Source organism: Mycolicibacterium arenosum, from assembly GCF_024320865.1.
Lineage (GTDB): Bacteria > Actinomycetota > Actinomycetes > Mycobacteriales > Mycobacteriaceae > Mycobacterium > Mycobacterium arenosum.
This window is the reverse complement of the sequence record NZ_JANDBD010000004.1, coordinates 330,373-342,013: the sequence shown is the minus strand read 5'-3', so window position 1 is coordinate 342,013 and position 11,641 is coordinate 330,373. Positions and strand designations below refer to the sequence as shown.

Genomic DNA, 11,641 nt, shown 5'->3' with positions numbered 1-11,641 from the left:
CGACTGTGCGTCTACTCCGCGCGCAAGCGCTCGTCGGTGTAGCGGCGCAGATTGTGCAGGAACCGCTGGAACAGCCACCCCATCACCGGCTTGCCCATCGTCATGCCGAGGCGGCCGGCGAGACCGCTGGGTTTCATCGCCATCACCCAGGTGAGGTGGCAACCGGTCGGCGTCTCGACGACGCGGTAGTCCTCGGCGAATGCGGTGATCGCGTTCGACGTGCTCTGGTTGAACCGGAAAGCCATGTGCAAGAACGGTTCCCAGGCGAGGAACTCCTCGTCGCCGACGATGTTCCCCCGCATGGTCACCGTGCGGGTGGTGCCGACGCCGCGCGGTAGCGGACTCGTCCACTCGACGTCGGTGATGACCGTGGCCCAGTGCGGCCAGGAGGTCTCGTCGGACAGCACCTCGAACAGCTGCTCGGGCGTGATCGCCAGGTCGACCGTGCTGACGAACCGGAACGGCGCCGAGTCGATGAAGTCGAGTCCGACGTGCTCGCACGGATACGTCCTGGGCGTCGATGGAGCCATGAGTAGACACCTTAGGGGAAGCTGTCTACCCCGGTCCGTCGCTCGCCGCCGCCAGCAGCGGCACCAGCACGTCGCTGATGGGCGTCGGGATGTCGTGGGTGCGAGCCAGGCGACCGATCACGCCGTTGCGGATGTCCCACTCCAACGGGCGGCCGTGCTCGCGGTCGGTCAGGATCGAGGTCGTCAAATCCTCGGGCACCCGGGTGAACAGGGCGATGGTCTCCTCGACGACCGAGTCGTCCAGGCGCGCCCCCTCGGCGCGGGCGACGGCGAGACACTCGGCGAGGTAGGCGCGGCCGAGCGCGGCGACGTCGGGGCGACGGAACACACCGGACTTGCGGCCCGTCAGGACCATGAGGCCCGCCACGGCGTTGACGAGCAGCTTGTGCCACGTCGCCGCCGCGAAGTCGGCGTCGACCTCCACCGACAGCCGCGGACCCGCCAACCGGTCGGCCAGCTCGCGCGCAGCGGGGTCGTCGGGCAGCACCAGTCGCACCGGCGTGCGCAGTCGCACCCAACCGTCGGGCTGCGTCTCCGCGGAGAACCACACGACGGCGGGTACCACGGTGGCGGCGGGCGCCAGCCGGCCGACCCGTTCGACCTGTTCGACGCCGTTCTGCAGCGCCAGCACCACGGTGTCCTCGCCGCAGAGCCGCTCCAGCCACGCCGCCGCGGCGCCGGTCTGGGTGTCCTTCACCGCCAGCAGCACGACGTCGACGGGGCCGTCGATGCCGGCGGGGTCCGTCAGCACCGGGCCGGGCAGGGTGACGGGGTCGCCGTCGTCGGGTCGCACCTCGATCGACCCGCGCGGCGTGCGCCCGCACACGATGACTCGATGCCCTGCTTCGTGCAGCAGGGCGGCGACGGTGGCGCCGATGGCGCCCGGCCCGACGAGTGCGTAACTGCTGGAAATGATGTCTCCTCCCGCAAGCGGTCGTCGGTCGTCGAAATTACCGTTCGACGGTCCCACTAGACTCGTCACTCGGTCCAACCCCAGTTCTCGAGGAGTTTTCGTGCTGCGCACCCATGCCGCCGGTTCACTGCGGTCCACCGACGCCGGTCAGACCGTGACCCTGGCCGGATGGGTGGCGCGGCGCCGAGACCACGGCGGCGTCATCTTCATCGATCTGCGGGACGCGTCCGGGGTGGCGCAGGTGGTGTTCCGCAGCGAGGCCGTCCTCGAGCAGGCGCACCGATTGCGCGCGGAGTTCTGCGTCGCCATCACCGGTGTGGTCGAGATCCGGCCGGAGGGCAACGCGAACAGCGACATCCCGACCGGTGACATCGAGGTCAACGCGACGTCGCTGTCCGTGCTCAACGAGAGTGCGCCGCTGCCGTTCCAGCTCGACGAGACGGCCGGTGACGAGGCGCGGCTCAAGTACCGCTACCTGGATCTGCGCCGGGAGGGCCCCGGCAACGCGATCCGGTTGCGCTCCAAGGTGAATGCCGCCGCACGCGACGTGCTGGCCCGGCACGACTTCGTCGAGATCGAGACCCCGACGATGACGCGGTCGACGCCCGAGGGCGCCCGCGACTTCCTGGTGCCCGCGCGACTGCAGCCGGGCTCGTTCTACGCGCTGCCGCAGAGCCCGCAGCTGTTCAAGCAGCTGCTGATGGTCGCGGGCATGGAGCGCTACTACCAGATCGCGCGCTGTTACCGCGACGAGGACTTCCGCGCCGATCGGCAGCCCGAGTTCACCCAGCTCGACATGGAGATGAGCTTCGTCGACCAGGACGACGTCATCGCGGTGTCGGAGGAGGTGCTCGCCGCACTGTGGGCGCTGATCGGGTACGACCTGCCGACGCCGCTGCCGCGGATCACCTACGCCGACGCGATGCGCCGATTCGGTTCGGACAAGCCCGATCTGCGCTTCGGCTTCGAGCTCGTCGAGTGCACGGAGTACTTCTCCGACACCACCTTCCGGGTGTTCCAGGCACCGTACGTCGGCGCCGTCGTCATGCCAGGTGGGGCGTCGCAGCCGCGCCGCACGCTGGACGGCTGGCAGGAGTTCGCCAAGCAGCGAGGCCACAAGGGCCTGGCCTACGTGTTGGTCGCCGACGACGGCACGCTCGGTGGCCCGGTTGCCAAGAACCTCACCGACGCCGAACGCGACGGGCTGGCCGCCCATGTCGACGCGAAGCCGGGGGACTGCATCTTCTTCGCCGCCGGTTCGGCCAAGCAGGCCCGTGCACTGCTCGGCGCGACGCGCATCGAGATCGCCAAGCGCCTCGACGTGATCGACCCCAACGCGTGGGCCTTCACCTGGGTGGTGGACTGGCCGCTGTTCGAGGCGGCCGACGAGGCCACCGCGGCCGGTGACGTCGCCGTCGGCTCGGGCGCCTGGACCGCCGTGCACCACGCGTTCACCTCACCGCAGCCGGCCTCGGAGGACACCTTCGACACCGATCCCGGCGCGGCCCTGGCCACCGCCTACGACATCGTCTGCAACGGCAACGAGATCGGCGGCGGTTCGATCCGTATCCACCGCCGCGACGTGCAGGAGCGCGTCTTCGCCATGATGGGCATCGACAAGGCCGAGGCCCAGGAGAAGTTTGGATTCCTGTTGGACGCCTTCGCCTTCGGCGCGCCGCCGCACGGCGGTATCGCATTCGGCTGGGACCGTATCGTCGCGCTCCTCGCGGGTCTGGACTCCATCCGCGAGGTCATCGCCTTCCCGAAGTCCGGCGGGGGCGTCGACCCGCTCACCGATGCGCCCGCGCCGATCACCGCGCAGCAGCGCAAGGAGTCGGGCATCGACGCCAAACCCAAGCCCGAGTAGTGATTTCGGCGCGCTTTCGCCCCGAAAGTGGCCGGTTAGCGCGCCGAAATCACGGGGAACGGGACCAGTCGCACCCGGTCAGCTCCACCGACTCGGCCCACAGTCGCTTCGCCATCGCCGGGTCGAGTGCCCTGGGACGCGGTCTGGTCACCTTCGGCGTGCCCCACTGGTTGAACCTCGGCGCCAGGTAGGTGCCGCTGGGCAGGTCCGTGGTGACGGCCGCGATGGTGGCCCGAGCCCCCTTCGCCGCGGTCTGCAGGTACGGCCGCGGCAGCGAGGACGCGTTCAGCCAGCCCGCGAATCCCGTTGCATCCCTAGCGATGTCGGTATCGGTGGCACCCGGATCGGTCGCGTACGCGCGCACCCCGCGGCGGGCGAGCTCGTAGGTGAACAGCAACACCGCCAGCTTGGATTCGGAGTAACCCCGCCACGGCGCGGGGTTGCGGTTCCGGCCGCCGAGATCGTCGATCGGCAGGCGGGCGAGGGCGTGCATCGCGCTGGCGACCGAGATCACCCGGTCGCCGATCCGGTCGCCGAGCAGGCAGGTCAGCGCGAAGTGGCCGAGATGGTTGACGCCCATGTGGGCTTCGAAACCATCGGCCGTGCGCGTGACGCCGGGGCCCATCACGCCCGCGTTGTTGATCAGCACGTCGACGCGATCGACCGACCCCGCGAAGCCGCGAACCGATGCGAGGTTCGCGAGGTCGAGCGAGGCGACCTCGACGTCGCCGGCCATGGCCCGGGCGGCGCGCCGCGCCTTCGTGACATCGCGGCACGCGATGACGACGTGATGTCCCTGCGCCGCGAGGGCCGCCGACGTCGCCTTGCCCACGCCGCTGTTGCCGCCGGTGACGATGACCTTCACGCGACGATTGTCGATCACGGGAATAGCCGCCGGGCCCGATTCCTTGTCCAAGAGCATGACCGACATCGACAAGGCGAAGCTCGTCGCCGATACTGCAGCGCTCGACGACTTCAACGCCGGCGTCATCGAGGAGTTCCGCGCCAACGGCGGCAGGGTGGGCGGACCCTTCGAGGGCGGCACGCTGTTGCTGCTGCACACCACGGGTGCGAAGTCGGGTAGGACCCGGCTGTCGCCGCTGGCCTACCTGACGATCGAGGGCAGGACGCTCATCATCGGCTCGTACGCCGGCGCCCCGAAGGATCCGGCCTGGGTGCACAACCTGCGCGCGCACCCGCGGGCGCACATCGAGATCGGCACGGAGGCGTACGACGTGACGGCGCGCGAACTACCCGACGACGAACGCGTCGCCACCTATCCGAAGGTCGTCGCGCTCGCGGCGGTGTTCGCCGAGTACCAGGCGAACACCGACCGCGACATCCCGCTGTTCGAACTGATCCGGGACTAGTTGTCGTCGCCGGGCGCGCCGGGTTGGCCCGCGGGCCCGCTGTTCTCACCGGGCAGGTTGTCCCCGGTCGGCGGCGACGGGGATTGCCGCACGGGAGGCGGGGTGGCCGAGTTGCCGCCGCTGACGGTCTGACTCGGGCCAACGGGTGACAGTCCGGTGGTGGGTGACTGCGCTCCGCCGCCCGCCGGGGCGGAGGTCTCGGCGGGTGCGGACGGCGGCGCTTGGGTGTTCGACGGAGGCCTGGTGGTCGACGGCGCCGAGCTGACGCCGGTGGTGATGGTGCCTGACGTCGTCGGATTCTCGACGGAGTCGTCGCTGCTGCCGCAGCCAGCGAGCAGACCGGCGGCGAATACCGCGCCGGACAACGCCAGTGTCATGCGGTGGAGTGTTGTCATGCCGACTTGATGCCCGCTACTTACCTAAGCAAACGACCGCGTGACGTCGCGTCACGATTGTGTAATCCGGCTGTGTAATCCGGCTCAGCCCAGCCGTTCGATGATGGTCGCGTTGGCCATGCCGCCGCCCTCGCACATCGTCTGCAGCCCGTACCGACCGCCACGTTGTTGCAGCGCGTTGACCAGCGTCGTCATAATGCGAGCGCCGCTGGCGCCCAGGGGGTGTCCGATGGCGATCGCGCCGCCGTTCACGTTGGTCTTCGACAGGTCCGCGCCCGTGTCGCGAGCCCAGCTCAGCACGACCGGTGCGAACGCCTCGTTGACCTCGAAGAGGTCGATGTCCGACAGCGACAGCCCCGACCGGGCCAGCACCCTCTCGGTGGCCGGGATGACGCCGGTGAGCATGTACAGCGGGTCCGAGCCCACGACCGTCGTGGTGTGGATGCGCGCCAGCGGGGTGAGGCCGAGCCTCCTCGCCGCGGCTCCGCTGGTGATCATCACCGCGGCACTGCCGTCGGACAGCGGCGACGAGTTGCCGGGCGTGATGTTCCAGCCGATCTGCGGGAAGCGCGCGCCGACGGCCTCGTTGTAGAACGCGGGCCGCAACCCGGCGAGCGTCTCGACGGTGGTGTCGGGGCGGATGATCTCGTCGTAGCGCAGCCCCGCGATCGGCGCCAGTTCGTTGTCGAACAGGCCGTCCTTGGTGGCGCGCGCCGCCTTCTCGTGGCTGGCCGCCGAGAACTCGTCGAGTTCGGTGCGCGACAGCCCCCACTCGGCGGCGATGAGCTCAGCGCTGATGCCCTGCGGGACAAGGCCTTCGGGGTAGCGCGCCGCCATCCCCGCGCCGAACGGGTCGCTACCCGCAAGCACGCTCGACCCCATCGGCACCCGCGACATCGACTCCACGCCCGCGGCGATCACGATGTCGTAGGACCCGGCGATGACGCCCTGGGCGGCGAAGGAGATCGCCTGCTGGCTGCTGCCGCACTGCCGATCGACGGTGGTGCCCGGCACGCTCTCGGGGAACCCGGCGCCGAGCAGGGCATTGCGTGCGACGTTCACCGACTGATCGCCGACCTGCGTCACCGCGCCGGCGATGACGTCGTCGACCAGCACCGGGTCGACGCCCGTGCGCTCGACGACCGTGCGCAGGGCGTGCGCCAGCAGGTCGGCGGGAAGCACGTCGTGCAGTGCACCCGACGCCTTGCCCTTGCCGACGGGGGTGCGCACCGCGCCGACGATGACGGCGTCGCGATCCGAGAATGCGGGCATGTCGTCTCCTAGATGACTCTTCGCTGAGTACTGCCTTCTATACTTAGATGTAACACCTAGGTTCAGTCACAACAACCCAGCTGCGGAGTGATGTACATGACAGTCCTGCAGGGACGGCTCGCCGACCGCGACGCCTGGTCCGCGGTCGGGCAGTGCCCGATCGAACTCACGATGGGGCTCGTCGGCACCAAGTCGGCGATGCTGATCCTTCGCGAGGCGTACTACGGCACCACTCGTTTCGACGATTTCGCCCGGCGCGTCGGTATCACCAAGGCCGCCACGTCGGCACGCCTCGCCGAACTCGTCGAGGCCGGCCTGCTGACCAAGCGCCCGTACCGCGAGCCGGGCCAGCGCAGCCGGGACGAGTACGTCCTGACACCGTCGGGAGTCGACTTCATGCCGGTCGTCTGGTCGATGTTCGAGTGGGGCCGCAAACACGTCAACGACACCCGGCTGCGGATGACGCACCTCGGATGCGGCGCGGAGGCCACGGTCGAGGTCCGCTGCGCCGAGGGGCACGAAGTGCCGTTCTCCGAACTCGGTGTGAAGGTCGTGAGGCGCTAACGTTCTCGGGTGCTGCATCTACGGGTGATCGTGCCGGAGGACCTTCGCGAGGACGTGCTCACCGTCCTGCGCGGCGAGGACGGGGTGGCGAACCTGCTGCTATATCCAGGGGCGGCGCTCGAGCCCCCTGGCGATGAGATCACCGCGGACATCGCAAGGGAGTGCGCCAACGGCGTCATCCGGCAGCTGAAGGCTCTCGACGTCCAGCACTGCGGCGCGATCACGCTGGAGGTCCTCGACACGGTGCTCTCGACCAGGGCGCACCGAGCGGAGATCGATGCCGAGGGCGATCCCGCCGACGCGCTGGTCTGGGACGAACTCATCACGCGCACCCGCGAGGACGCGACGCTATCGGTCACCTTCGTGATGTTCCTGACGCTGTCCTGTCTGCTCGCGGCGGTCGGCGCGGTGACCGACTCGACGGTGACCGTCGTCGGTGCGATGGTGCTGGGTCCCGAGTTCGGTCCACTCGCGGCGGTGAGCGTCGCCCTCGTCCGCAGGCGCGTCGACCTCGCCCGCCGCGCCGGCCTGGCTCTACTCGTCGGATTCCCGGTCGCAATGGCCGTCACCGCGGTCGCGACGCTCGCGGGCGAAGCGGTGGGCTGGGTCAGTCTCGACGCAGTCCGCAACGTCGACGAGGTCGACTTCATCTTCCAGGTGGGGCCGCTGTCGTTCGTCGTCGCACTCCTCGCGGGGGCCGCGGGCATGCTGTCGCTGGTGTCGTCCAAATCGGCCGCCCTGGTGGGCGTGTTCATCTCGGTGACCACGGTGCCTGCGGCCGGATTCGCCGTCGTCGCAGCGATTCTCGGTGACTGGGACGTCGCGGCGGAGTCCGCGCTGCAGCTCGCGGTCAACCTCGTCGGCATCGTCGTGGCGGGCGTCCTGGTACTGGTGCTGCGTCCGCGCAGGCACCTGATCCCACGAGCGGCCCAAACCTGACTCAGTCGAGCTGCGCGCGAAACTCTCTGGCAGCGCTCATCAGCTCCTCGACCCTGGACTTCTCGGCGCGGTTCTCGAACACGCCGTCGGCCTTGAAGTAGGTCCCGACCACCGCGCCGTCGGCGATGCCGAGCTGCGTTGCGACGTTCTCGGCGCGTACCCCCGTGTTGACGAACACCGGGACGTCGCCCGCCGCCGCTTTGACGGTGCGCAGCGCCTCGAGGTCGGTCGGCGAGCCCGCCGTGGCACCGGACACGCAGATCGCGTCGGGCAGCGTCGCGAACACCGTCGTGCGGGTGATCGACTCCAGGTCGCGGTCGACGAGGTACTTCGCGGACTCGGGCACGATGTTGAACAGCAGCTTCACGTCGGCGCCGCCGACGCGAGCCCGGTGCCTCGCCACCTCGCCGACGTTGGTGTCCCACAGCCCGAAGTCGCTCGCGTACACGCCGGTGAAGATCTCGCGCACGAACCGCGCGCCGGTGGCCACCGCCAGGTCGATCGACGCCCGGCCGTCCCACAGCACGTTGACACCGAAGGGGACCGACACGTCGGGCAGCAGCTCGCCGATGATCCGCGCCATCGTGATCGCCGTAATCGGTTCGGTCTTCGTCAGATACGGGAGGCTGAATTCGTTGCTGATCATCACGCCGTCGACGCCGCCGGACTGCAGCGCCTCGAGTTCCTCGCGGGCGCGCGCGACGACGGCGGCGACACCGCCCGCGCTGTCGTAGGCGGGGTCACCGGGCAGTGCGGCGAGGTGCAGCATGGCGATGACGGGCTTTCTGACGGTGAAGACCTCGTCGAGCCAGGTGGTGGTCACGGGGTGCCTTTCTCTTGAGCCGTTAGCGATTCGAGCCGGGTGCGGCCGGGGTTCAGTCCATGTAGGCGCCGCCGTTGACGGCGAGCGCCTCCCCGGTGATGAAGCGGGCGTCGTCGGACAGCAGGAAGGCCACCGCGCGCGCGACGTCGTCGGGCCGCTGCAGCCGGCCCAGCGGGGTGTCGTCGATCATCATCTTCTGGACCGCGTCGGGCGTCGTGCCGCGCAACTCCGCCTCCCACTCCAGTTCCCTTGACTGCATGGGTGTTTCGACGAAGCCGGGGCACACGCAGTTGACGACGATGTCGTGCTCGCCGAGTTCGAAGGCCATCGCCTGGGTCAGCCCCACGACGCCGAACTTCGACGCGACGTAATCGGCGAGGAACGGCACCCGGCCCTGCTTGCCCGCCATCGACGCGGTGTTGACGATGGCGCCCGCCGTGCCGGTGCGGATCATCGCCCGCGCAGCGGCCTGGCCGCAGACGAACACGCCCTTGAGATTCACGTCCATGGTGTGGTCGTATCGCTCCACCGGGGCGTCCAGGAACCGGTGCATGTACGAGATGCCCGCGTTGCTCACCCAGGCGTCGAGCCCGAGCCGGTCGGCGACTCCGAACGCGATCGCGGCCGCGTTGTCGGGCGCGCTGACGTTGAGCACGGCGGACTCGTGACCCGCACCCGCGTTGGGAAGTGCGTCGGCCACCGCGGCGGCGGCGTCGCCGTCGATGTCGGTCACGACGACCCGCCAGTCACGGTGGGCGAGGGTCATCGAGATCGCCCGCCCGATTCCGGAGCCGGCGCCGGTCACTACGACTGTTCTGGTCATCTGCTGGTGTCGTTCCCATCCGTGTTGGCGCCGACCGAACGTCGGCCCGATTCCCTGTCGAAGACGTGGACGGCGCCGGCCGCCGCCGAGAGCGTGACCCGGCCGCCCTCTGCGAGCCCGGTCAGCCGCGCCGCCTCGACGACGCTGGTGAGTTCGGCGCCGCGCACGTCGAGCGTCACGATGGCGCGCGGGCCGAGCAACTCGATGAGCTTGACGGTGGCGTCGCCGTCCTCGGCCGGGACGGGCATCAGGTCGTCCGGCCGGACCCCGAGTGTGACCGGCCCGCGTGCGGCGGCAACGCCGACGGTGATCTCGAAACCGCTTGTCGTCGTGAACGTCTCGCCGGTGAACTCACCGTCGAGCAGGTTCATCTTCGGGCTGCCGACGAACGTGGCGACGAAAGTGTCGACGGGGTTGGCGTAGACGCCGAGCGGGGTGCCCGCCTGCGCGGTCCTGCCGTCGCGCATGACGATCATGCGGTCCGACAGCGTCATCGCCTCCTCCTGGTCGTGCGTCACGTACACGGAGGTGATGCCGAGCCTGCGCTGGATCTGCAGCAGTTCGGTGCGGGTCTCGACGCGCAGCTTCGCATCGAGGTTGCTCAGTGGTTCGTCGAACAGGAACACCGACGGCTCCCGGATGATCGCCCGGCCGATCGCGACGCGCTGCTGCTGGCCACCGCTGAGATCCTTGGGCTTGCGGCCCAACAGGTTCCCCAGCCCCAGCGAGTCCGCGATCTCGTCGGCCCGCTTGAGCGCGCCGGCACGCGGCGTCCTGGTGGCCCGCAGCGGGAAGGCGATGTTCTCGCGCACGGTCAGGTGCGGGTACAGCGCGTAGTTCTGGAACACCATCGCGATGTCTCGGTCGCGCGGCGCCAGGTGCGTGACGTCGCGATCACCGATCGAGATCGTTCCGGACGTCACCGTTTCCAGGCCGGCGAGCATCCGAAGTGATGTCGACTTGCCGCACCCCGACGGTCCGACGAGCACCGTGAAGGAGCCGTCGGGCAGTTCCATGTCGAGGTCGTGCACCACCGTCGTCGAACCGTACGACTTGGTGACGCCGGAGAATCTGACTCCTGCCATGGAGCGCGCTCACCTGCCTTTCATCGGGACTCGGCGGGCCATCAGAACTTCACCGCGCCACCGCTGATGCCCTGAACGAGCTTGCGCTGGATGAAGAAACTCGCGATCACGACCGGGACGACCGCGATCAGGATCGCCGCGCTCATCGAGCCGAGTTGGACGCCGCGGAACGTGTTGAACCCGGCGATGGCGACCGGGAGGATCGCCGCCTTGCCCGGTGCCAGGATCAGGCCGTAGAACAGGTCGTTCCACGACAGGGTGAAGCCGAAGATGGCGGCGGCCCCGATGCCGGGCAGCACCTGGGGGAGCACCACCATGCGGAACGCCTGAAACCGGGTGAAACCGTCGACCTGCGCCTGTTCCTCCAGCGAGCGGGGGACGGCTTCGAAGAACCCGATCAGGAACCAGGTGACGACCGGGAGCACGAAGCTCAGATGAGCGAAGATCACCGGTGCCAGCGTGTCGTTGAGGCGCAGCGCGTACGCCATCGTGATGAACGGGAACACCAGCACGGCGGGCGGAAGCACCTGGGCGGCAAGCATTCCGAATCGGGTGAGCGTGCCGCCCGCGCGATACCGGGCGATGGCGTAAGCGCCCATGGCGCCCACGACGACACTGATGCCGACGGTGACACCCGCGACCAGGGCGCTGCGGCCCGCCGCCTGCAGGATCCCCGATGCCAGCACGTTGCGCCAGCTGTCGAACGACGGGCTGAACGCGACCAGGACGGGGTCGTTGAGCTGCTGCGGCGTCTTGACACTCGCCAGCGCGATCCACCCGATGGGGAAGACGACGAACAGGCCCGTCGCCCACAGCAGGGCGACCCGGAAGACGGTCAGAGTGCGGGAACCGGTCACGACTGCTTAGCCCGTTCCATCCTGCGGAACGCGACCACGATGATCGCCAGTACCACCACCAGCACGATGAACGCCATGGACGACGCCGAACCGAGCCGGAAGAACTGAATCCCCGTCTGGTAGATGAAGAACTGCAGCGTCTCGGTCTCCGTTCCCGGCCCGCCGCGCGTCGTCGCGAACACGTACTCGAACACCTTCGTGGG

Annotated in this window: 13 protein-coding genes and 1 pseudogene; 4 read left to right on the top strand and 10 right to left on the bottom strand. The window is 69.2% G+C overall.

Annotated features, from left to right (window positions below; translation table 11 throughout):
* Window positions 1-11: 11 nt before the first annotated feature.
* Together NM203_RS11745 and NM203_RS11740 are read right to left on the bottom strand one after the other, a co-directional pair.
* Complete coding sequence (locus NM203_RS11745) at window positions 12-530, bottom strand: SRPBCC family protein (RefSeq protein WP_255060096.1); 519 nt, start codon at window positions 528-530, stop codon at window positions 12-14.
* Window positions 531-555: 25 nt separating this feature from the next.
* The gene (locus tag NM203_RS11740) at window positions 556-1,443 is read right to left on the bottom strand and encodes an oxidoreductase (RefSeq protein WP_255060411.1); all 888 of its coding nucleotides are present in this window, start codon (window positions 1,441-1,443) and stop codon (window positions 556-558) included.
* Window positions 1,444-1,543: 100 nt separating this feature from the next.
* On the opposite strand from NM203_RS11740, the gene aspS reads away from it, so the two are divergent.
* Window positions 1,544-3,310, top strand: a complete 1,767-nt coding sequence (gene aspS, locus NM203_RS11735; protein WP_255060094.1) for an aspartate--tRNA ligase — start codon at window positions 1,544-1,546, stop codon at window positions 3,308-3,310.
* Window positions 3,311-3,359: 49 nt separating this feature from the next.
* Here aspS and NM203_RS11730 read toward each other — a convergent pair whose 3' ends face one another.
* Entirely contained in the window at window positions 3,360-4,175 is an 816-nt protein-coding gene (locus NM203_RS11730) for an SDR family NAD(P)-dependent oxidoreductase (protein ID WP_255060093.1), read from the bottom strand.
* Between the two features lie 55 nt (window positions 4,176-4,230).
* On the opposite strand from NM203_RS11730, the gene NM203_RS11725 reads away from it, so the two are divergent.
* A complete protein-coding gene (locus NM203_RS11725) occupies window positions 4,231-4,680 on the top strand; it encodes a nitroreductase family deazaflavin-dependent oxidoreductase (RefSeq protein ID WP_255060092.1) in 450 nt (149 codons plus the stop codon).
* Here the strand turns inward: NM203_RS11725 and NM203_RS11720 are convergent.
* Together NM203_RS11720 and NM203_RS11715 are read right to left on the bottom strand one after the other, a co-directional pair.
* Complete coding sequence (locus tag NM203_RS11720; protein ID WP_255060091.1) at window positions 4,677-5,057, bottom strand: hypothetical protein; 381 nt, start codon at window positions 5,055-5,057, stop codon at window positions 4,677-4,679. The two genes, NM203_RS11725 and NM203_RS11720, sit on opposite strands and share 4 nt — an antisense overlap.
* Window positions 5,058-5,159: 102 nt before the next feature.
* Entirely contained in the window at window positions 5,160-6,347 is a 1,188-nt protein-coding gene (locus tag NM203_RS11715; RefSeq protein ID WP_255060090.1) for a thiolase family protein, read from the bottom strand.
* Between the two features lie 96 nt (window positions 6,348-6,443).
* On the opposite strand from NM203_RS11715, the gene NM203_RS11710 reads away from it, so the two are divergent.
* Window positions 6,444-6,911, top strand: coding sequence for a winged helix-turn-helix transcriptional regulator (locus NM203_RS11710; protein WP_255060089.1), 468 nt, complete (start codon window positions 6,444-6,446; stop codon window positions 6,909-6,911).
* A 54-nt stretch (window positions 6,912-6,965) separates the two neighbouring features.
* Complete coding sequence (locus tag NM203_RS11705) at window positions 6,966-7,850, top strand: DUF389 domain-containing protein (RefSeq protein WP_408633339.1); 885 nt, start codon at window positions 6,966-6,968, stop codon at window positions 7,848-7,850.
* A 1-nt stretch (window position 7,851) separates the two neighbouring features.
* On the opposite strand, the gene NM203_RS11700 is transcribed toward NM203_RS11705, so the two are convergent.
* The 5 genes and pseudogenes from NM203_RS11700 to NM203_RS11680 all read right to left on the bottom strand — a co-directional run.
* On the bottom strand, window positions 7,852-8,673 hold the full coding sequence (locus NM203_RS11700) for a BtpA/SgcQ family protein (protein WP_255060087.1): 822 nt from the start codon (window positions 8,671-8,673) through the stop codon (window positions 7,852-7,854).
* A 52-nt stretch (window positions 8,674-8,725) separates the two neighbouring features.
* Window positions 8,726-9,496 carry an SDR family NAD(P)-dependent oxidoreductase gene (locus NM203_RS11695; RefSeq protein ID WP_255060086.1) on the bottom strand — a complete coding sequence of 257 codons (771 nt, stop codon included), beginning with the start codon at window positions 9,494-9,496 and terminating at the stop codon, window positions 8,726-8,728.
* Complete coding sequence (locus NM203_RS11690; protein WP_255060085.1) at window positions 9,493-10,581, bottom strand: ABC transporter ATP-binding protein; 1,089 nt, start codon at window positions 10,579-10,581, stop codon at window positions 9,493-9,495. The genes NM203_RS11695 and NM203_RS11690 overlap by 4 nt, the downstream gene beginning before the upstream one ends.
* Before the next feature lie 41 nt (window positions 10,582-10,622).
* Window positions 10,623-11,438 (bottom strand): carbohydrate ABC transporter permease, encoded by an 816-nt coding sequence (locus NM203_RS11685; protein ID WP_255060084.1) that lies wholly within the window; start codon window positions 11,436-11,438, stop codon window positions 10,623-10,625.
* Window positions 11,435-11,635: pseudogene (locus tag NM203_RS11680) on the bottom strand (carbohydrate ABC transporter permease); the annotation flags it as partial. The pseudogene NM203_RS11680 and the gene NM203_RS11685, both read right to left, overlap by 4 nt.
* Window positions 11,636-11,641: the final 6 nt, after the last annotated feature.